This window comes from Rhizobium sp. K33 (assembly GCF_056501445.1).
In genome coordinates this window covers 3,512,482-3,534,283 of sequence record NZ_CP096478.1, presented here as the reverse complement: position 1 = coordinate 3,534,283, position 21,802 = coordinate 3,512,482, and the positions used below count along the sequence as shown (strand labels likewise).

Below are 21,802 nucleotides of genomic sequence, written 5' to 3'. Positions count from 1 at the left end.
CCTTATCGAAATTCGCCCCTCCCGTGATGCCGATCGCGGGATCGCTCCCCCTTTGTCCGCCTTATGGGTCCTCAGATGAATTTCTCCCGCTTTTTCGTCGATCGGCCGGTCTTTGCCGGCGTGCTTTCGATCCTCATCCTCGTCGCCGGCCTCATCGGTCTGCGCGCACTTCCGATCTCCGAATATCCGGAGGTCGTGCCGCCATCCGTGGTGGTCCGTGCGGTCTATCCAGGCGCCAATCCGACCGTTATCGCCCAAACCGTGGCGACGCCGCTCGAAGAGCAGATCAATGGCGTGGAGGACATGCTCTACATGTCGAGCCAGGCCACGTCCGACGGCGTGCTCACCCTGACCGTCACCTTCCGCCTCGGGACGGATCCGGACAAGGCGCAGCAGCTCGTTCAAAACCGCGTTGCGCAGGCGGAGCCACGGCTGCCGGCTGAAGTGCGGGCGCTCGGCGTGACGACGGTCAAGAGTTCGCCTGACCTGATGATGGTGGTGCATCTTGTCTCTACCGGTGATCGCTATGACCTCACTTATCTGCGCAATTATGCCACGCTCAACATCAAGGACCGCCTGGCACGCATCGAAGGCGTGGGCCAGGTCCAGATCTTCGGCGCGGGCGACTATTCGATGCGCATTTGGCTCGACCCGCAAAAGGTGGCCGAGCACGGGCTGGCGGCCAGCGACATCACGAACGCCATCGCCCAACAGAACGTCCAGGCGGCCGCCGGCACGATCGGCGCCTCGCCCTCGCCACAAGGGGTCGACCTTCAGCTGAACATCAATGCGCGCGGTCGCCTTCAGTCGCCGGAAGAATTCGGCGCGATCGTGGTCAAGGCGGGCCCGAACGGCGAGATCACCCGTCTGGCCGATGTTGCGCGCATCGAGCTCGGGGCCGCAGAATACTCACTCCGCTCGCTTCTCGACGGCGAACCGGCCGTCGCCATTCCGATCTTTCAGGCTCCGGGCTCCAACGCGATCGCTATCTCCGATGCCGTTCAGCAGACCATGGCCGACCTGCAGCAGGCCATGCCGGAAGGTGTTCGCTTCGAGATCGTCTACGACACCACCGAATTCGTTCGTGCCTCGATCGACAAGGTCGTCGACACCCTTCTCGAGGCGATTGCCCTTGTCGTGCTCGTCGTGATCCTCTTCCTCCAGACCTGGCGTGCCTCGATCATTCCGCTGATTGCCGTCCCGGTCTCGATCATCGGCACGTTTGCGGTCATGTACGCGTTCGGCTTTTCCATCAATGCGCTGACGTTGTTCGGTCTCGTGCTGGCGATCGGCATCGTGGTTGATGACGCGATCGTCGTCGTCGAAAATGTAGAGCGCAATATCGAAAACGGTCTCTCGCCACGCGAGGCGACCTATCGCGCGATGAAGGAAGTCTCCGGGCCGATCATCGCCATCGCTCTCGTGCTCGTCGCGGTCTTTGTGCCGCTTGCCTTCATCACCGGTCTCTCGGGACAGTTCTATCGTCAGTTTGCCCTGACGATTGCCATTTCGACTGTCATCTCGGCGATCAACTCCCTGACGCTTTCGCCGGCGCTCGCGGCCCTGCTCCTGAAGGACCACCACGCACCGAAGGACCGGCTGACCCGCGTGATGGACAGCCTGCTTGGCTGGTTCTTCCGTGGCTTCAACCGGGCCTTTGGCGCGGCCTCAAACGGCTACGGAAAGACGGTTGGTGGGCTGCTCGGCCGCAAGAGCCTGGTGATGGTGATCTATCTCGCGCTTGTCGCCGCCACCTATGGCATGTTCACCAGCGTGCCCGGTGGCTTCGTTCCCGCCCAGGACAAGCAGTATCTCATCGGCTTTGCGCAATTGCCTGACGGGGCAACACTTGACCGCACGGAAGAGGTGATCCGTCAGATGAGCGACATCGCGCTCAAGGAACCCGGCGTGAAGAACGCGCTCGCCTTCCCGGGCCTGTCGATCAACGGCTTCACTATCGGCTCGAATGCCGGCATCGTCTTTGCGGTGCTCGACGATTTCGACGAGCGCAAGGATCCGTCCTTGTCGGGTGGGGCCATTGCCATGGCACTCAATCAGAAGTTCGCTGCCATCGACGGCGCCTTCATCGCCATGTTCCCGCCGCCGCCCGTCAATGGTCTCGGTTCCACCGGCGGCTTCAAGCTGCAGATCGAGGATCGTGCCGGCTTTGGCTACCAGACGCTGGACGAGACGACCAAGGCGGTTCTTGCCAAGGCTTATCAGACGCCGGAACTGGCCGGCATCTTCTCGAGCTTCCAGATCAACGTGCCGCAACTCTTCGCCGATCTCGACCGGGTGAAAGCGCAACAGCTCGGCGTGTCGGTGACGGACGTCTTCCAGACCCTGCAGATCTATCTGGGCTCGCTCTACGTCAACGACTTCAATGCGTTCGGTCGCACCTACAGTGTGCGCGTTCAGGCGGATGCGCAATATCGCGCCCAGCCGGAAGACATCGGTCAGCTGAGGGTGCGATCGGCAAGCGGCGAGATGATACCTCTCTCGGCCCTGCTCAAGGTCGAAACCTCGACCGGCCCGGAACGCACGACGCGCTATAATGGCTTCCTCGCCGCGGACATCAATGGTGGTCCTGCGACCGGCTTTTCCTCGGGGCAGGCGCAGGCGGCGATGGAAAAGATCCTCAAGGAAACCATGCCGGCCGGCATCGATTTCGAATGGACGGATCTGACATATCAGCAGATCCTGGCGGGCAATTCGAGTATCGTCGTCTTCCCGCTTGCGCTGCTGCTCGTCTATCTCGTTCTGGCCGCGCAGTATGAAAGCCTGACCCTGCCGCTCTCGATCATCATGATCGTGCCCATGGGCGTGCTCGCCGCATTGGTCGGTGTCTGGTACACGGGCGGAGACAACAACATCTTCACCCAAATCGGGCTTGTCGTGCTGGTGGGGCTTTCGGCAAAGAACGCGATCCTGATTGTCGAATTTGCGCGCGAACTCGAGTTCGAGGGCCGCACGCCGTTCCAAGCCGCAGTCGAAGCCAGCCGCCTGCGCCTTCGGCCCATCCTGATGACGTCGATGGCCTTCATCATGGGCGTCATTCCGCTCGTCGTTTCGACCGGTGCGGGTGCGGAAATGCGCTCCGCCATGGGCGTCGCTGTGTTCTCCGGCATGATCGGCGTCACCCTGTTCGGCATCTTCATGACGCCGGTCTTCTACCTCCTGGCCCGGTTGCTTGCCGGAAACCGGCCGCTGCGTCAGCATGGAAACGAAGGCATCGTGCAAATGTCCGCGGCGGAATGAGGCTCTCCCGCTAGGTTTAGGTCCGGCCCTGCGACGCAGTGAGCGCAGGGCCGGACTGATGCTTATGCTTGCCTGTGTTACTCCCGCCAGAGCACCCTCACGGCCAACGTCGCAGCAGAGGTGCGCTTCTCGACCGCAAGCTTGTTGAAGATCTGTTCCATGTGCTTGTTCACGGTGCGCGGCGACATCTCCAGGATATCGGCTATTTCCTTGTTGGATTTGCCATGGGCCACCCAGAGAAGAACCTCCGCCTCGCGCAGGGTCAGGCCGAAGGCTCTTGCCAGCTGCTCCTCGTCTGCGCCGCGATGGCGGTCGACCAGTCGCAACAGGATTTCGTCGGTCTGGCCTTCTGTCAGGCGGCGGAATTCGATGTCGTGACCGAGGCGAGAGTAATGGAAGATGTTGGGATTGCCGCCAATGTCGTTTCCTGCCCCGTCGGCCAGCCAGGACAGGATCTCCAGCGGTAGATAGCTATTGGCATCGGCACGGATTCCGACCTTGGCCAAGAGATCCGATGCCTGGGGTGTCGACCAGCCAATCAAGCCGTTGGGGTCGCAGGCGACGATCCAGCGGCCGGTGGAATCGAGCGCATGGCGGGCTGAACGCGACCGTTTGGAATTGCTCAGATGGACGCGCATGCGGGCGAAAAGCTGATCGAGCAGGATCGGCTTGACGACAAAATCAACGCCTCCGGAGGCGAGCGCCTTCACCACATGCTCATTCTCGTTGAAGCCGGTCATGAAGATCACCGGCAGGTCTTCAAAACCTCGCGCCGCCTTGAGAATCCGGCAGGTTTCGAAACCATCCAGTCCCGGCATCATCGCGTCCATCAACACGATGTCCGGCACCTTGGAATTGGCCATGGAAATGGCGGACCGGCCGCTGCTCGAGGTGTGAACCTCAAGCCCCTCCAGGCTCAGGGCGTCCGATAGCATGGCGAGTGCCTCGCCGGAATCGTCTACAATCAGAACGCGGCTGCCGTCGAACGTGTCAGGCATGGTTCCTGGTATCCTCAATAATCGCCAGGAACTCGCGCATGCGGTAGTTCGTGGCCAGTTGGCGCATATGTCTGCAAAAACGCTCGGTCCCGGGCATGGAAATCTCCAAGTCGTTCAGCATTGCTTCGATCGAGCGGACGAAGCCCGTCTGGCCCAGCGTCCTGAGTTGCTGCAGCCGGCGCGTGTCGGGCAGTTCGTCGGGCGCGAACGATGGGCGCTGGGAAGTCTCCACATGAACCCCGTCATCCAGTATCCAGGTCAGCGGAATGAGTGTTGCCAGACGTTCGAACAGGCCTTCTAAGTTGAACGGCTTGATCAGATAGGAATCGAACAGCGGCGCGTATTCCGGTCTGGTGCGCTCGGTGCCGGCGTCGGCAGACAGTATGAGGATCGGCAGGTCGCGGCCGTAACGCTGGCGGATGCGCCGAGCGACGTCCCAGCCGGACATGCTGGGCATCGCAAGGTCGAGAATGACGATATCCGGGCGGTGCAGGGCAAGGGTCGAGAGGCAGGCCGGTCCGTCGTTCACGGTGATCACCGAAAAGCCGAGCGGGGTCAAAACCTCCTCCATCAGCGCGCGCTGTGTGGCATCGTCATCGGCGATCAGAATTGTCCTGCGGCGCCCTTCATAACCGGCTACAGCGAGCGCCGGTGCCGCCAGGTCATCAGGTCTCTGGGCTTCCGACAACATCAGGCGGATGGTGAACTGCGTGCCTTTGCCAGGCTGGCTTGTCAGCTTGAGGTCGCCGCCCATGATCTCGACCAGCAACCGGGTGATCGTCAGGCCGAGACCCGTGCCCGGTGGCTGGGTCTGGTCGACGGGTTGCTCGGCTCGCTCGAAGGGCAGGAAAATCCGCTCCAGGTCCTGGGGTTTGATCCCGACGCCGGTGTCTTCGATGTCGAACGTCGCGACCTGGCCGCGATAGGACAGCGTGAAGCAGACATGGCCCCAATGGGTGAACTTGATGGCGTTGGACAACAGGTTGATCAGGACCTGCCGCAGCCGTTTCTCGTCGGTATAGACATAGTCCGGAATGGGTGAGGTGGCACGAAACTCGAAACTGATGCCCTTTGCTTGTGCCTGCAGGCTGAACATGTCCACGATCTGGTCCAGGAAGGGACCAAGTGCAATCTTGTGACGGTAGATCTCGAACTTGCCGGCTTCGATCTTGGAGATGTCGAGCAGACCCTCGATCATGTCGGCGAGGTGCTCACCGCTGCGCTTTATCGTCCGGGCGGCATTGTGCACGAAGTTCGGCATGCCCTGCTGGCGCTCGAGAACCTGCGCATAGCCGAGGATCGCGGTCAGCGGCGTGCGCAGTTCGTGGCTCAGGCCCACGACGTATTTGCTTTTGGCAAGGTTCGCCGATTCCGCTGCCTCCTTGGCCTTTTGCAGCTGTCGGTCGGTTTCCTCATGGGCCCGGATCTCGTCCATCAGCAGTCTGGTATGGCGGCTGGCTTCTTCCTCGGCAAAGTCGCGGCTTTCCTGAGCCAGCACGAAGAGCCAGGTGACGATGCCGGCTAGGATGAAGAGGATGATGTAGAGTTTCCAGAGCTCGAAGCCGATCAGTTCGGCAGCATCCGGATATTCGATCGTGCTCTGGAAGTGGATGAGCCAAAAGACACTGCCCATGAAGGCATTCACCACCGTGAAGAGCGCGATATAGCGCATCACGCTGCCATGGACCGCCTCGGCCATCCCGGCCGGCAGCCAAGCGCGGGCGACGGCCTTTGCCTGCTGACTGAAGCGTGCATCGGTTTTGCACAGGTCGTGGCAGCGTGCATCGAGAGAGCAGCAGAGCGAGCAGATCGGTCCCGAATAGGCCGGGCAGTGGGCCATGTCCTCCCGGTCGAAATTCAGCTCGCAGATCGAACATCCCGCATGGCCTGAAGCGTCCGCGTGAACGCTGCTGTTTCTTGCGATGTAATAGCGCCCGCCTGTGAGGCTCGCGATCAGCGGCACGAGTACGAAGGGCAGGGCAAGCGCGACATAGACATAGATCTTGCTCGTCAGTTCGCCGAGGAGGCCGCCATAGGCGGCGAAGGCGGCAAGTGCCGCGATCGTCATCGAGCCGAAACCGACCGGATTGATGTCGTAGAGATGTGCTCGCTTGAACTCGATGATCGGCGGCGACAGGCCGAAAGGCTTGGCGATCATCAGGTCGGCGGCGATGGAGGCAGTCCAGGCAATGGCGACGATGGAATAGAGGCCTAGTACCGTTTCCAGCGCCTTGTAGATGCCGAATTCCATCAGCAGCAGGCCGATCAACACGTTGAACACGAGCCAGACGACGCGCCCCGGATGGCTGTGGGTCAGGCGCGAAAAGAAGTTCGACCAGGCGATGGACCCGGCATAGGTATTCGTGACGTTGATCTTCACCTGGCAGATGACGACAAAAATGCCGGTGACGCCCAGCGCAAACTCCGGCGAGCCGAGCATCTGGCTGAACACAGTCAGATACATCTGCGTCGGATCGGAGGCATCCTCAAACGCAACGCCGTTTCGAAAGGCGTAGAAGGCCAGGAACGAACCCGCCAGGATCTTCAGCCCGCCGATGACGATCCAGCCGGGGCCCGCGCTTAACAGCGCGAGCCACCACCGGACCCTGTTTTGAGCGGTCTGGCGCGGCAGGAAGCGCAGATAGTCGACCTGTTCGCCGATCTGTGCCGCGAGCGAAAATACCACGGCCGAGCAGAGACCGAAGAGCGCGACATCGAAGCCATGGTCGACCGGGCCAAGGAGACCGGTATAGCCGGTCCAGTCGCGCACCGGCTCAAGCCCCTGTGCTGCGATGAAGACGAAGGGGGCTAGCTGCAGCACCACCCAGAAAGGCTGCGACCATGCCTGGAACCGGCTGATGAAGGTCACGCCGTGGGTGACGAGGGGGATGATGGCGACCGCGCTGACGATATAGCCGATCGTCAGCGGCAGTCCCGTGATCAATTCCAGCGCCTTGGCGATGATCGCCGCCTCGATGGCAAAGAAGAGGAAGGTGAAGCAGGCATAGATCAATGAGGTCACGGTGGAGCCGAGATAACCGAAACCGGCACCGCGGGTCAGAAGATCGATATCCACCCCGTAGCGGGCGGCGCTGTAGGCAATCGGGATGCCGATGACCAGCATGACCGAGCATGCGACCAGGATTGCTAGCGTTGCATTGGTGAAGCCGTAGCTCAGGGTGATGGCCCCACCGATCGCTTCCAGCGCCAGGAAGGAGATCGCACCCAGCGCCGTGTTGGCGATCCGACCCGGCGAGAAACGGCGCACCTCGTGCGCGGTGAAGCGCAGGGCGTAGTCCTCCAATGTCTGGTTGGCGACCCACCTGTTGTAGGTCCGCCGAATTCTGGGAATTCGTTCGGCCTGGTTCAATTCATCCCCCTGCGACCGGCGAGGCGGCCTGCCGCGCGCTATGCCCCTGCTTTGGGAGGCAATTCTCGTACCATTCGGGGAAATCGCGATTTCAGATCCTGGCGCCAGACCTTGCGGGCCAAATGAACCGATGACGCAGGCTCCTGTTTTTCCTTGGTTTCCCGAACGGATTGCCTCTGTTGAAGGGAACCATAGGGGATAAAGACCCGGGTGGGTATACGTCAAACGCTCCATTGTTGCGTTGCACAAATTGCGACGAATTTACCGCCAGTTGGCCGGTTCAATTGCTGCCAGCCCCCGCCGCAACCTCCTAGAACGATGAAGAGGCACGCCATGTCTGACGACCCCAAGAAACCACAGATGAGCATCAGTCGCCGAGCCCTGCTTGCGGGGGTGGCATCGATCCCGCTGCTGGCCGCCCTGAACACACCGCTGCTTGCACAGGACACGTCCACTGCGGCGATCAATACGACTGGTCTTGCCGTGACCGACGACACGGTGAAAGTCGGCATCCTGCATTCCGTCACCGGCACCATGGCTATTTCCGAAACCGGTTCCGTGCAGGCCGAGAAGCTCGCCATCGAGCAGATCAATGCCAGCGGCGGCATTCTCGGCCGCAAGATCGAGGTGATCCAGGAAGACGGTGGCTCCGACTGGCCGACCTTTGCCGAAAAGGCGAAGAAGCTGCTTGTTGAGGACAAGGTCGCTGCCGTTTTCGGCTGCTGGACCTCGGCTTCGCGCAAGGCCGTTCTGCCGGTCTTCGAGCAGTATAACGGCATGCTTTACTACCCGACCTTCTACGAAGGGCTCGAGCAGTCGCCGAACGTCATCTACACCGGTCAGGAAGCGACCCAGCAGATTCTCGCCGGCATCGACTGGGTGGTGAAGGAGAAGGGTGCGAAGAGCTTCTATCTGCTCGGCTCGGACTATATCTGGCCGCGCACGTCCAACAAGATCGCCCGCAAGCACATCGAGAAGCTCGGCCTCGAAGTCGTCGGCGAGGAATACTACCCGCTCGGCCATACCCAGTTCAACTCGGTGATCAACAAGATCAAGCTGAAGAAGCCTGACGTGATCTATGCGATCGTCGTCGGCGGTTCGAATGTCGCCTTCTACAAGCAGCTGAAGGCGGCCGGCATCGACATGACCAAGGAGAAGCCGCTGCTTCTCACGATCTCGGTTACCGAAGACGAGATCCTTGGCATCGGCGGGGAAAACATGGTTGGGGCCTATGCCGCCATGAAGTACTTCCAGAGCCTGCCGAACGACAACAACATGTCCTTCGTCACTGAGTTCAAGAAGATGTGGGGCGACAATATCGTCATCGGCGACGTCACCCAGGCCGCCTATCTCGGCCCCTGGCTGTGGAAGGCCGCGGTGGAGAAGGCGGGTTCCTTCGACATCGACAAGGTGCGCGCCGCTTCGCCGGGCATCGAACTTTCCACGGCACCGGAAGGTTATGTGAAGGTTCACGAAAACCACCACCTCTGGTCCAAGACCCGTATCGGACACGCTCGCGCCGACGGTCAGTACGACGTCGTCTACGAGACCACGGACCTGATGGAGCCCGATCCATTCCCGGAAGGCTATCAATAAGCCTCGTTCCCCGCCTGGAGGGCCGGCCTGGCCGGCCCCTTTTTCCCGAACGTCTTTCGAGGACATGCGAGGTGACGCAATGATCGGCGACTATACCTACAGCGAATTCTTCTCGATCCTGGCCATGCAGGGCTTTGCAGGGCTTATCCTGTTTTCCGTCTTCGTGCTGATGGCACTCGGTCTTGCCATCATCTTTGGACAGATGGGGGTCATCAACATGGCGCATGGGGAGTTCATGATCCTCGGCGCCTATGTCACCTATCTCGTCTCCACCCTGGTGACGACCTATCTGCCCGGGCTCTTCCCTTTCTACTTCTTCGTTGCCATGGCACTTGCCTTCGCAGCCTCGTTCTCGCTCGGCGTTTTCGTCGAATGGGCGTTGATCCGTCATCTCTATCGTCGACCGCTCGACACGCTGCTGGCCACCTGGGGCCTGTCGCTCGTGCTGCAGCAGCTCTATCGCTCGATCTTCGGTGCCCGCGAAGTCGGCGTAACCCTCCCTGACTGGATGATGGGGTCCGTTGCCGTCAGCGATACGATCGAGGTGCCGCTCAACGGCCTCTTCGTCATGGCGCTCACCCTGATCATCGCCGCCGGTGTCTATTTCCTCATGTATCGCTCGTCCTGGGGCAAGCGGGTGCGCGCGGTGGTGCAGAATCGCGTCATGGCCGGTGCCGTCGGCATCGATACCAAGAAGGTCGATCGCATGACCTTCGGTCTCGGCTGCGGCATCGCCGGCATTGCCGGTTCCGCCTTCACCATGATCGGCTCGACCGGGCCAACGGCGGGACAGCTCTACATTGTCGATACTTTCTTGGTGGTCGTCTTTGGCGGTGCGGGCAGTCTGATCGGCACCATCGCCTCGGCCTTCACCATCTCCCAGGCCCAGTCGACAATGGAATTCTTCCTCAGCGGCTCCATGGCCAAGGTTCTGACCCTGCTCACCGTTGTCGGGATCCTGATGCTGCGACCGCAAGGCCTCTTCTCCCTCAACATCCGCCGCTAAGGAGATCTCCCATGCCTGCTGTCGGCTTTCTCTTCTCCCGCAAGGAATGGCTCTACTTCGCCATCCTGGCCGCGCTGCTGCTCATTGTCCTGCCTCTCGGGCTGGACATCTTCCGGCTCAATCTGATTGGCAAGTATCTGACCTATGCCTTCGTTGCCATCGGCCTCGTCCTGCTGTGGGGCAATGGCGGCATCCTCAGCCTGGGCCAGGGGATCTTCTTCGGTCTCGGTGGCTACTGCATGGCCATGTTCCTGAAGCTTGAGGCCTCCACGCCCGAAGCGACGAAGATCCAGTCGACGCCAGGCATTCCCGACTTCATGGACTGGAACCAGATCACCGTACTGCCATCGTGGTGGGCGCCCTTCTATTCCTTCTCCTTCACGCTTGCCGCGATCGTTCTGGTGCCGTCGATTTTCGCCTTCATCATTGGTTCGGCCATGTTCAAGCGGCGCGTCGGTGGGGTCTATTTCGCCATCATCACCCAGGCCGTTGCCGCGATCCTGACCATCCTGATCATCGGCCAGCAGGGGTATACCGGCGGTGTCAACGGGATCACCGATCTCAGGACCTTGCTTGGCTGGGATATCCGTACCGACGAGGCCAAGCTGATCCTCTACTTCGTCAACGCCGTGCTTTTGATCGGTGTGCTCCTCCTCGCCCAGGTGGTTCGCATCTCGAAATTCGGCCGGTTGCTGATCGCCATGCGGGATCGCGAGGACCGGGTTCGATTCTCCGGATATGACGTCGCCAATTTCAAGATCTTCATCTTCTGCCTGGCCGCTGCGATGTCTGCCATCGGTGGTGCGATGTTCACGCTGCAGGTCGGCTTCATGTCGCCGTCCTTCGTGGGAATTGTGCCATCCATCGAGATGGTGATCTTTGCGGCCGTCGGCGGACGCCTGTCGCTGTTCGGGGCGATCTACGGCGCGCTTCTCGTCAATGCCGCCAAGACGACCTTTTCCGAGAGTTTCCCTGAACTCTGGCTGTTTGCCATGGGCGGCCTCTTCATCGCTGTCGTCATGGCCTTCCCCTACGGCCTTGCCGGTGTGGTCAAAGACTATGTCGAACCGTTCGTTACACGCCGGCTACCCGGTTTCCTGAAACGCGCGCCGCTGACGCAGCCGCAAGCGGCCGAATGATGGAGGCGAGCATGCAAGTTGCTTCTCAACCCGCCAAAGACTTCATTCTCAGCATCGACGCCCTCACCGTGTCCTTTGACGGCTTCAAGGCGGTGAATGACCTTTCGCTCTATGTCGATGAGAACGAGATCCGTGTGATCATCGGACCGAACGGGGCCGGCAAGACCACGGTGCTCGATCTCATCTGTGGGCGGACGAAGGCGACGTCCGGCTCCATCCGGTTCGACGGGCGGGAGCTCACCCGTATGCGCGAGCACGAGATCGTGCACGCAGGCGTTGGTCGCAAGTTCCAGAACCCGTCGATTTACGAGGATCTCACCGTCTTTGAAAATCTCGAACTCTCCTTTCCCCGCGGCCGCTCCGTTTTCGGGGCGCTCACCTTTCGCCGGGACAAGGAGGTCATCGAGCGGGTCGAGGAAGTGGCCGAACTGATTTTCCTCAAGGATCAGCTGAACACCGACGCGGCAATCCTCAGTCATGGGCAGAAGCAATGGCTGGAGATCGGCATGCTGTTGATCCAGAAGCCGCGGCTTCTGATGCTCGACGAGCCGGTGGCCGGGATGAGCGTTGCCGAGCGCATCAAGACGGCGGAACTCCTCAACACGATCACCAAGAACCAATCGGTGATCGTCATCGAGCACGACATGAAGTTCGTCGAGGACATCGCCCACCGGGTCACCGTGCTGCACCAGGGCAAGGTCCTGTCGGAAGGCAGCATGGAGCGCGTCAAGAGCGATCCGCGGGTCGTCGAAGTCTATCTCGGTCACTAGGAGATCGTCATGTTGTCAGTCGAAAAACTGAAGGTCAGCTACGGCCAGAGCGAAGTCATTCACGGCCTGTCCTTCGACGTCAAACCCGCCGAGATCGTTGCGATCATGGGTCGCAATGGCATGGGCAAGACGACGCTTATGAAGTCGCTGATGGGGGTCGTTCCCTCCGCCGCGGGATCGATCCGGATCGGCGAGACACCGGTCGAGCGGCTCGAAAGCTACGAACGGGTGGCCAAAGGTCTCGCCTATGTGCCGCAGGGGCGGATGATCTTTTCAACGCTCACGGTCCAGGAAAACATCGAAACCGGGCTGACCGTGACCGGGGAGAAGACCGTGCCAGGGCAGATCTACGAACTCTTTCCCGTGCTGCTCGAGATGAAGGGGCGGCGCGGTGGCAATCTCTCCGGCGGTCAGCAGCAACAGCTGGCGATCGCCCGCGCGCTGGCGTCCAAGCCGAAAGTGCTGCTGCTTGACGAGCCGACCGAAGGCATCCAGCCATCGATCATCAAGGAGATGGCGCGAACGCTCTGCCGGATCCGCGACGAGATCGGTCTTTCCATTGTCGTCTCCGAGCAGGTGTTGAGCTTTGCCCTCGACATGGCCGACCGGGTGCTGGTGATCGAAAAGGGCGAATTCGTCCATGAAGCCCCGCGCGCCGGCATCGATGAGGCCCGCGTCTCCAGCTTCCTCTCCGTCTGATCCCACCAAACCCAGCCGCTTTACATCCAAGGAAGGAGCCAAGCCATGCCCGATACCCTGATCAAGGTCGATCTCAGCGAGTCGCCCTATACCAACGAGAAGATCCACAACCGCTGGCACCCGGACATTCCGATGGCCTGCTGGGTGGAGCCGGGGGACGATTTCCTGGTCGAGACCTATGACTGGACCGGCGGCCAGATCAAGAATGACGACGATGCGGCCGATGTCCGCGATGTCGATCTGAGCCAGGTGCATTTCCTGTCGGGACCGATCGGCGTCAAAGGGGCTCAACCGGGCGACCTGCTGGTCGTCGACATCCTCGACATCGGTGCCTTCGACAACTCTCTCTGGGGCTTCAACGGCTTCTTCTCCAAGAAGAACGGCGGCGGATTCCTGACCGAGCACTTCCCCGAGGCACAGAAGTCAATCTGGGACTTCCATGGAATGTTCACCTCCTCGCGCCACGTGCCAGGCGTCAAATATGCCGGGCTCATCCATCCCGGTCTGATCGGCTGCCTGCCGGATCACAAGATGCTGGAGATGTGGAACAGCCGCGAAAAGGCATTGTTCGATACCGATCCGACGCGGGTACCTGCGCTGGCGGCGCTGCCGGACGGTGGAGCGACCGCCCATATGGGCAGCCTCAAAGGCGAGGCTCGCGACAAGGCTGCCGCAGAAGGCGCGCGCACCGTGCCTCCGCGCGAACATGGCGGCAATTGTGACATCAAGGACCTGTCGCGCGGTTCGAAGATCTATTTCCCGGTTTATGTCGACGGTGCCGGTCTTTCGATGGGTGACCTGCATTTCAGCCAGGGCGATGGTGAAATCACCTTCTGCGGTGCGATCGAAATGGCCGGCTGGCTGCATATCAAGGTTTCGCTGATCAAGGACGGAATGGCGAAATACGGGATCAAGAACCCGATCTTTCGGCCGTCGCCGATTACGCCGAAATATGACGATTACCTGATCTTCGAGGGCATTTCCGTCGACGAGAGCGGCAAGCAGCATTACCTCGACGTGCACATCGCCTATCGCCAGGCCTGCCTGAACGCCATCGAATACATGACGAAGTTCGGCTACAGCCGGGCGCAAGCTTACGCCATTCTCGGTACCGCCCCTGTCCAGGGTCATATTTCAGGCGTTGTCGACATTCCGAATGCCTGCGCCACACTCTGGCTGCCGCTCGACATCTTCGAATTCGACATGAAGCCGGGTGCGGACGGGCCGAAGAAGTTCCTCGACGGCAAGATCGACGTGCCGCTGGCTCGCGACCTCTAAGGCGCAGGCGCAGGGCGTGGAATTAGCTGCGTCCTGCGCATCGAAGCATATCTTGAGGAAGACCGATCATGCCCAATTACGATTACAACTGCCCGGATTGCGGCGGATTCACCGAGAACCGGCCCATGGCGATGTCGGGCGACCCTTGCAAATGCCCGCAATGCGGGACGCCTTCGCCAAGGGCCTTCTTCTCGACGCCCTTCTTTGCCTTGATGGACAAGGCGACGCGAACAGCGATCGGGACCAACGAGAAGGCAGCTCACGAACCCAAGACATCAAAATCCCTAGGCCACGGTGCCGGCTGCAGTTGCTGCTCGGGTGCACCGAAAAAGTCGAAAACGGTGTACCGGGCTGATGGCGCCAAAGCTTTCCCTTCCGCACGCCCCTGGATGATCAGTCACTGAGGATTGATCCGCACGATACTCGTGTTTTGGGACCGGAGCGCATGGTCATCAAGGATGGCGAGGTGCGGACCGTCAACGGCGGTGCCGGTCCTCGATCTGCAAGGATTCGACCGGGCCGGTTGGCAATGAACCACCTGCATGTCACGCAATTGACATGTCTTTGACCGCATGTGTCTACTCAGCAACCGGATCCTCCGCTCACGTCGCCTAGCGTGGCTGAGGATTGGTCCGGTATTAGTTCGGTCAGGCAGCATCGGCCGCGAGGTTTTCTTACCCGTAGCTCGCTCGTGAAGTTGATATCGCCGCATGCGCAGGAATAGTTCTTCCGTTTTTGTGAGCGCCAAGATGGTGGCGGAGCGCGCGGGCGTGTCTCGATCGGCGGTCTCGCGGACTTTCACCGATGGCGCGAGCGTCTCGGAAGAGACGCGGCGCAAGGTGATCGAGGCGGCAGAGGCGCTCGGATATCACGTCAATCATCTCGCCCGGCAACTCCGCGAGCGGAGCAACATCGTCTGTCTGATCGTCTCGGATCTGACCACGCCGGTCCGGGCGGCCATGGTCGATCACCTGACCCGCAAGCTTCAGGCTGCCGGCAAGATCACGGTGGTCTTGAACACCGAGAGCGACGACGCGAACGTCAATCAGGCCCTGAAGCTCACCCTGCATTACCGGGCCGATGCGACAGTCGTTCTCTCGGGAACCCCTTCCACCGCGCTCGTCCGAACCGCGCTCGCCAACGGGCAACAGGTCATCCTGATCAATCGCGACGATCGGCTTGAGGGCTGCGACAATGTCGGGCTTGACAATGCGACCGCGGCACGTGAGGCACTGTTCCTGCTGCGCCGGGCGGGCTGTGAGCGGATCGGGATCCTGACCTCTGCCGCGCGAACGCCGAGCCTCGTCGAGCGCGAGCAGCGTTTCGTCGAGGCAGCCAAGCGAGAGGGGCTTTCGGTGCTGACGGTAGAGGCGGAAGCCACCAGTTATCGCGCAGGTCTCGAGATTGCCAAACGGGTCTTTGCCCGTTCCGCCCCGCCTGACGGCGTCTTCTGTGTCACCGATCTCCTGGCCTTGGGGTTCATGGACGGAGCGCGATCAGACTTCGGCCTGCGCATTCCCGAGGATCTGTGCGTCATCGGCTTCGACAATATCGAGCAGGCGTCCTGGGAGGCATATCGTTTGACCACATTCGAGCAGCCGCTGGAAAAGATAGCCGGCCATGTCGTTGCGCTGCTGACAGATGTGGACGAACGGGCGGATTCCGGCGAGCGACCGGATCTTGCCGGGCGCGGCGAGGCCGTCTTTGAACCGGTCGCCGTGTGGAGACGCTCGGTCCGTCCGCATTCCGGTCAGTGATCATGCACGGGTGTGCATCGCGCCGATGTCATCAAACCTTCGTCTAAACCCGTTAGGAAGTTCCCGTCCGGGCGAACAGATTGCACGCGTGTGCAATCTTGGGTCCTGTCGTGTGGCCGGAGGCGGCCGGCGTGATCGGCGGCCATGCCCGGGCACAAAATTCCGAAGAGACGCAGGCCCAGCTATCAGGCTGGTGATTGGATGTCTCAGGGTTTGACCGAGCCGGCGCTGAGCGCGGCAATCTAGGGAGAAGACGATGAAGCGTCGCGCATTCCTCATTTCGACCGCTGGCACCGTGGCCGGCATGATGATCCTCCCGAAGCTGTCCTTCGCAGCCGAGGGTCAGATCGACTGGTACACCGGCTCCGATGCCAACGTCCTTGATTTCTGGACCAACAGCGTCAAGCCGGCTTTCGAGGCAGCCAATGCCGGTGTGAAGCTGAACCTCGTCGACGCCGGCGACAATGCAGGCATCCAGGCAATCGCCGAGCGTGCCGTAGCGGCGATGCAGACCAACACCGATCCGCAGGCCGATTACTTCGAGCATACGGATCCGCGTCTGCCGAAGGGGGCCATCGAAGCCGGCCTTTACGTGAACATGAAGGAAGCCGGCCTTTCGAACTATTCCAAGGTCAATCCGCTTGCCATCGATAGCGATTACTCGCTTCCCTATCGCGGCAGCCAGGTTCTTCTGGCTTACGACACCACCAAGCTCTCGGCCGCCGATGCGCCGAAGACCTGGGATGCGCTGGTTGCCTGGATCAAGGCAAATCCCGGCCAGTTCGTCTACAACCGTCCGGACAAGGGCGGTTCGGGCGGCAACTTCGTCCGCCGCGCCATCCATCAGGCGAACGGCCTCGATCCCAAGGCCTTCACCGTCGACAACTACACCGAAGCCTTCGGCAACGAAGCGCTGGGCAAGGCCTGGGAGCTGCTGAAGGATATTGCTCCGTCGCTTTATGACAACGGTGCCTATTCCTCCGGCAACACCCAGTCGATCCAGCTGCTCGCGCAGGGCGTGGTCACCATGACCCCGGTCTGGTCCGACCAGGTTCTCCAGGCGATCGATCAGGGCGTTCTGCCGGAAACGACCGGTATCGTGCAGCTTCAGGATCTGGCGCTTTGCGGCAACTTCTCCCGTGCCGTCGTCTTGAGCAATGGCAAGAACCGGGATGCAGCGCTGAAGCTCGCCGATTTCATCCTGACCGAAGAGATCCAGGGTGCCATTCTGTCCGAGCTCGGCGGCTTCCCGGGCGTCAGCTGGGACCATGTGTCTGCCGATCTGCGCGAGAAGTTTGCAGACATCATCCCGAGCAGCATCCCGACCTTCCCGTCGGGTGCCTGGGAAGTTGCGGTCAATGACGGCTGGTATCGCAACGTGGCGCCGACCATCGACCGGAAGTCGTGAGTGCAGGCGTGACAACGTCTGGCATCTCCAGAACGAAGTCGGGCAGGGGGCTGATTGGCCTCCTGCTCGTCGCCGTGCCGGTTTCGCTCGTCGGATGGCTGGTCATCTGGCCAATCATCAGTGCCGTCCTGCGCACGGTGTGGCGGACCTCGCCCGAGGGGGAGTCAGGCTTCGACCTGTCGAGCTACATCTTCTTCTTTTCCGACGCCTACAGCCTCAACAATCTCAGCCTGACCCTCTGGACCACGGCTGTCTGTGCTGTTTTGCTCCTCATCGTGTCCTTGCCGATCGCGCTCTACCTGCGCTTCGCCAAGGGTCCGGTCGCCTCTTATGTCCAGGCTCTGGCAATCCTGCCGATGTTCGTGCCCTCGATCATCCTCGCCTATGCCCTGATCCGCGTCCTGGGACCGAACGGCATGGTGGACCTTTTGTTGAATTTCGCCGGCCTGCCCAAACTGCGGACCCCTTACCTCACGCCCTGGGGGCCGGTGATCGGCCTCGTCTGGGACAATATCCCGCTGACGGTGCTGATCCTGCTTTCGGGTCTCGGATCGGTCGGCAATATGGCGATCGAAGCCGCACGCGATGTCGGGGCCAGCAGGCTTCAGGTGCTTTGGCATATCATCCTGCCGCAGATCACCAATTCCATTCTGGTGGCGCTCTCCTTCGCTGTACTCGGCATCTTCTCGGCCTTCACGCTGCCCTATCTGCTTGGCCCCGCCTCACCTGAGATGATGGGACCCTTCATGCAGCGAACCTTCCGTGACCTGAACGATCCCGTCAGCGCCATTACCCAGGCTGTCATCACCTTCGGCTTCTGCATCGTTTTTGGCCTGTTCTACGTGCGCTCCGTCGCCCGCAACCAGGGGAGGTGAGGCCCATGAACCTACCCATTGCCCCACCACGCCGGATTGATGGCACCGGCATCCTGCTCGCGCTCGTGCTTTCGATTGTCGTCGTCCTGCCTTTGCTCGTCGTCGGCGTCTGGGCCTTCACCGAGGTCTGGCGCTACCCGAACGTCCTGCCGCAGCAATTCGGTCTGCGGTTCTGGGAGCAGACCCTCAACCGCTCGGACGTGTGGAGCGCGCTATGGCTGAGCCTGACGCTCTCGGCGGTGGTGACGCTTGCCTCCGCAATCATCTGCTTGCCAGCAGCTTATGCCTTTGCGCGGATGCGATTTCCGGGCCGTGACCTGTTGTTCTTCTCGTTTCTTGCAGGCCACGCCTTTCCGAAGTTCGGACTGCTGGTCGCCATAGCCGCGATCTTTCTGCAGCTCGACCTGATCGGCACCTTCTGGGGCGTGGCGCTCATTCAGCTGGTCAACACGCTGATGTTCATGATCTGGATCCCGGTTGCGGCTTTCCAGGCGGTCGACCGGCGCATGGAAGAGGCCGCCCGGGACGTCGGGGCCGGTCCGCTCCGCGTCTTCTGGTCAATTACGCTCCCGCAGGCGGCGCCGACCATCGCGGCTGCGCTGCTCCTGACCTTTGTCGGCACCTTCTACGAGACGGAAGGCGCATGGCTGATCGGCGCGCCGGGCATTCGCACGATGCCCGTGCTGATGATCAGTTTCATCAACAATCAGATGGTGATTCAGTTCGGAGCGGTTCTCTCCGTCATGCTCTGGGTCCCCTCCTTCATCGCCCTGATGTTCGCCCGGCGCGTGATCGGCGGAAACGCCTTCGCGAAAGGGTTCGGCGGATGAAAAACTGCATCACAGGAACTCCGACATGTCGAAACTGAGCATCCGCGCGGTCTCCAAGGTCTTTGCGGGCGGCACGACAGCCGTCGAGAATGTCTCGCTCGAGGTCGCCGATGGCGAGCTTGTCTGCCTGCTCGGGCCGTCCGGCTCCGGCAAATCCACCCTTCTGCGTATGGTCGGCGGTTTCGAGCAGCCAACATCGGGACGGATTGCCATCGACGATCAGGACGTGACACGCCTGCCACCCGAACAACGGCCGACCGGCATGGTCTTCCAGAGCCATGCCTTGTGGTCACACATGAACGTCTTCAACAACCTTGCCTTCGGCTTGAAACTGCGTCGCCGTCCCAAGGGGGAAATCCGCGACCGGGTCGAGAACGTGCTCGAGCTCGTGGGCCTGAAGGGCTATGGTCAGCGGATGACCAGCGCGCTTTCGGGCGGCCAGCAGCAGCGCGTGGCGCTGGCGCGATCGCTGATCCTGGAGCCGAAGATCCTGTTGCTCGATGAACCCTTCGCGAGCCTCGATCAGCATTTGCGCGAGCGGCTGCGGGAGGAAGTGCGGGATATCCAGCTTCGTTTGAAGATCACGACCCTTTTCGTCACCCACGGGCAGGATGAGGCTCTCTCCATGGCGGATCGCATCGTGGTCATGCGTGATGGCAGGACAGAGCAGGCCGATCGCCCGGAACGCATCTATCGGGATCCTCAAACGCCGTTCGTCGCCGGTTTCATCGGCACGATGAACTTCATCGAGGGCCGTGTCGAAAATGGCCGTTTCCTGCATGCCGACCTCGCCGTCGATCTTCCGGTCGCCGATGGACCGCTCACGCTGGCAGTGAGGCCCGAGGCCCTCGACCTCGTCCATCAGGGCGGTGGCAAGGCCACCATTCATCGCGTCACCGACTTCGGCACGCATGGGCTCGTTGATCTGCATCTGTCAGACGGAACCCGCGTGAAATGCATGGTCGCCAGTCCGGAACCCTTCAATGCCGGCGAGACCGTTGCGCTCAACCCGCGCGCATTTGCGGCCTTCCGCGACAACGTCAAACTCTATGGCACGACCCATGCGCAGTGATCCCATTTTCGTCGAGCATCAGGGACACCGTACCCTGCTCAAGTGGCATCGCGGACGGCGCAAGGCCACCGATCCGGAATTCACACCGACGCGCATTCTGGAAGCCATGCAGCTTGGCGCCAGCGTCGAGGTCGATCTGGTCGTGCACAGAGATCACGGTTTTGCCATCCTGCACGATCTGGAGCTCGATCATGGGACAACCGGATCCGGTCTCGTCGCCGAGACCTCGGCTGACACGCTGCGACAGCTCTACCTGCGGGGCAATGACGGAGTGCCGCTGAGCGACAGGGTGATGCTGCTCGAAGATCTCTGTGACTTGCTGAACGCCAATCCCGCCCATCCCGAGGCTTTGCTGCAACTCGATTACAAGGAGGATCTGTCAAGGCTGTCGCCGGGTGTGATCGAGAAATTTGCCAAAGCGGTCTCTCCCGTTGCCTCGAACATGATCCTGTCCGGCGGAGACAGCGCTGCGGTGGCAGCGCTGGCCGCGGTCACACCCGGTCTGCGCGCGGGTTATGATCCGACCTATGTCGGCGTTCTCGATGACCTCAGAACGGCTGAGGATTTCTCACACTTCATTGCAGCGGCGCTGAAAAAGGCGCCGGATGCCGCCATGATCTATCTCGATTACGAGCTTGTTCTCGCGGCTGATGCGGCAGGGATGGATCTGATTGGCGCTGTTCATGCGGACAAGCGTCGTGTCGATGCCTGGACGATCCGAACGATCAATTCCATCACGCTTGCGCAGGTTCGTCGTCTCCTCCAATTGCGCGTCGACCAGATCACCACCGATGACCCCGAAGGTCTCGCCGAAGCCATTGCTGAAGGAAAAAGCTGATGTCCGTCGATCCCGCCCGTGTTCTCGAAGACATGATCGAGGCTGCCCGACGTGCCGGAGCGCTGACGCTCGATTTCTTTCACCGTCGGGACACGCTGCAGATCGGCGTCAAAGGCCCCGGTGACTTCGTCAGTATTGCCGACGAGCAGTCGGAGACGCTGATCCGTGACCACCTGCTCAGCCGGTATCCGGACTGGAGCCTGAGCGGCGAAGAGTTTCCGCCCGTGGAAGGCAAGGATGCATCCTACCGTTTCCTGGTGGATCCGATCGACGGCACCACCAATTTCCTCAATGGCCTCGACTACACGATCACCATCGCGCTCCGCCAGGGCCGAGAGACCGTTTGCGGGCTCGTCTATAATCCGGTGACGGATGAGATGTTCACGGCGCTGAAGGGGCAAGGCGCCTATCTAAACGGGGCGCGGCTTATGATGCGGGACAGCGTGGATGTCGGTCAGATGGTGGTCGGCACCGGTCTGCCCACACCCAATCTCTCCATGCATGAGGGCGCCTATGCCAGGCTCGACGCGATCCGCGCGCCGATCGGTGCCGTGCGGGTGCTCGGAAGCGCTGCCAATTGCTGCGCCTATGTCGCCTGTGGACGTTTCACCGGCTACTTCGAACAGACAGGCTTCGTCGATACGGCCGCGGGCATTCTTCTCGTTGAAGAAGCCGGCGGCGTTGTGACCGACTGGTGGGGCCGCGGCGCGGAGCACTACGAACAATCCGGCCTGCTGATCGTCGCCAATCAATCCACGCATGCGTTCCTCCTGCACCAGCTTCAGGGCGTCCAGCCACAGGATTGAACGAGCAGAGTGTGTGCGGGGCGGGGGCGAGCCTTTGCCGCCTCCTTGAACGACCTTTCCTGACTGCTACCGCTGCGGCGCAATGCTCCAGATCATGATGTT

At 61.1% G+C, this 21,802-nt stretch carries 17 protein-coding genes; 15 read left to right on the top strand and 2 right to left on the bottom strand.

What is annotated here, in order from left to right; all coding sequences use genetic code 11:
• Window positions 1-75: 75 nt before the first annotated feature.
• A complete protein-coding gene (locus tag M1E12_RS17050; RefSeq protein WP_479562682.1) occupies window positions 76-3,258 on the top strand; it encodes an efflux RND transporter permease subunit in 3,183 nt (1,060 codons plus the stop codon).
• A gap of 77 nt (window positions 3,259-3,335) precedes the next feature.
• Here the strand turns inward: M1E12_RS17050 and M1E12_RS17045 are convergent, their stop codons facing one another.
• The gene (locus M1E12_RS17045; protein WP_136542109.1) at window positions 3,336-4,256 is read right to left on the bottom strand and encodes a response regulator transcription factor; all 921 of its coding nucleotides are present in this window, start codon (window positions 4,254-4,256) and stop codon (window positions 3,336-3,338) included.
• A complete protein-coding gene (locus tag M1E12_RS17040; protein ID WP_479562681.1) occupies window positions 4,249-7,626 on the bottom strand; it encodes a hybrid sensor histidine kinase/response regulator in 3,378 nt (1,125 codons plus the stop codon). The genes M1E12_RS17045 and M1E12_RS17040 overlap by 8 nt, the downstream gene beginning before the upstream one ends.
• 333 nt (window positions 7,627-7,959) lie before the next feature.
• Between M1E12_RS17040 and urtA the strand changes: the two genes are divergently transcribed.
• The 14 genes from urtA (at window position 7,960) to M1E12_RS16970 (ending at window position 21,700) form a co-directional block, all read left to right on the top strand.
• Complete coding sequence (urtA, locus tag M1E12_RS17035; protein WP_136542105.1) at window positions 7,960-9,222, top strand: urea ABC transporter substrate-binding protein; 1,263 nt, start codon at window positions 7,960-7,962, stop codon at window positions 9,220-9,222.
• A gap of 79 nt (window positions 9,223-9,301) precedes the next feature.
• A complete protein-coding gene (urtB, locus tag M1E12_RS17030; protein ID WP_185812097.1) occupies window positions 9,302-10,228 on the top strand; it encodes an urea ABC transporter permease subunit UrtB in 927 nt (308 codons plus the stop codon).
• A gap of 11 nt (window positions 10,229-10,239) precedes the next feature.
• Entirely contained in the window at window positions 10,240-11,367 is a 1,128-nt protein-coding gene (gene urtC / locus M1E12_RS17025) for an urea ABC transporter permease subunit UrtC (protein WP_479562680.1), read from the top strand.
• Window positions 11,368-11,378: 11 nt separating this feature from the next.
• Window positions 11,379-12,137 (top strand): urea ABC transporter ATP-binding protein UrtD, encoded by a 759-nt coding sequence (urtD, locus tag M1E12_RS17020; protein WP_479562679.1) that lies wholly within the window; start codon window positions 11,379-11,381, stop codon window positions 12,135-12,137.
• Window positions 12,138-12,146: 9 nt separating this feature from the next.
• Window positions 12,147-12,836, top strand: a complete 690-nt coding sequence (gene urtE, locus M1E12_RS17015) for an urea ABC transporter ATP-binding subunit UrtE (RefSeq protein ID WP_136542097.1) — start codon at window positions 12,147-12,149, stop codon at window positions 12,834-12,836.
• A gap of 45 nt (window positions 12,837-12,881) precedes the next feature.
• A complete protein-coding gene (gene fmdA, locus M1E12_RS17010; RefSeq protein WP_479562678.1) occupies window positions 12,882-14,114 on the top strand; it encodes a formamidase in 1,233 nt (410 codons plus the stop codon).
• A 68-nt stretch (window positions 14,115-14,182) separates the two neighbouring features.
• Window positions 14,183-14,518, top strand: coding sequence for an FmdB family zinc ribbon protein (locus tag M1E12_RS17005; protein ID WP_479562677.1), 336 nt, complete (start codon window positions 14,183-14,185; stop codon window positions 14,516-14,518).
• A 306-nt stretch (window positions 14,519-14,824) separates the two neighbouring features.
• A complete protein-coding gene (locus M1E12_RS17000; protein ID WP_479562675.1) occupies window positions 14,825-15,871 on the top strand; it encodes a LacI family DNA-binding transcriptional regulator in 1,047 nt (348 codons plus the stop codon).
• A gap of 256 nt (window positions 15,872-16,127) precedes the next feature.
• Complete coding sequence (locus M1E12_RS16995) at window positions 16,128-17,279, top strand: extracellular solute-binding protein (RefSeq protein WP_479562674.1); 1,152 nt, start codon at window positions 16,128-16,130, stop codon at window positions 17,277-17,279.
• Between the two features lie 8 nt (window positions 17,280-17,287).
• A complete protein-coding gene (locus M1E12_RS16990) occupies window positions 17,288-18,154 on the top strand; it encodes an ABC transporter permease (protein WP_479562673.1) in 867 nt (288 codons plus the stop codon).
• Window positions 18,155-18,159: 5 nt separating this feature from the next.
• Window positions 18,160-18,984: an ABC transporter permease gene (locus M1E12_RS16985; RefSeq protein ID WP_479562672.1), complete on the top strand. Its 825-nt coding sequence runs from the start codon at window positions 18,160-18,162 to the stop codon at window positions 18,982-18,984.
• Between the two features lie 25 nt (window positions 18,985-19,009).
• Window positions 19,010-20,056, top strand: a complete 1,047-nt coding sequence (locus M1E12_RS16980) for an ABC transporter ATP-binding protein (RefSeq protein ID WP_479562671.1) — start codon at window positions 19,010-19,012, stop codon at window positions 20,054-20,056.
• The gene (locus M1E12_RS16975) at window positions 20,046-20,894 is read left to right on the top strand and encodes a glycerophosphodiester phosphodiesterase (RefSeq protein ID WP_479562670.1); all 849 of its coding nucleotides are present in this window, start codon (window positions 20,046-20,048) and stop codon (window positions 20,892-20,894) included. Before M1E12_RS16980 ends, M1E12_RS16975 begins: the two co-directional genes overlap by 11 nt.
• Window positions 20,894-21,700 carry an inositol monophosphatase family protein gene (locus M1E12_RS16970; RefSeq protein WP_479562669.1) on the top strand — a complete coding sequence of 269 codons (807 nt, stop codon included), beginning with the start codon at window positions 20,894-20,896 and terminating at the stop codon, window positions 21,698-21,700. Before M1E12_RS16975 ends, M1E12_RS16970 begins: the two co-directional genes overlap by 1 nt.
• Window positions 21,701-21,802: the final 102 nt, after the last annotated feature.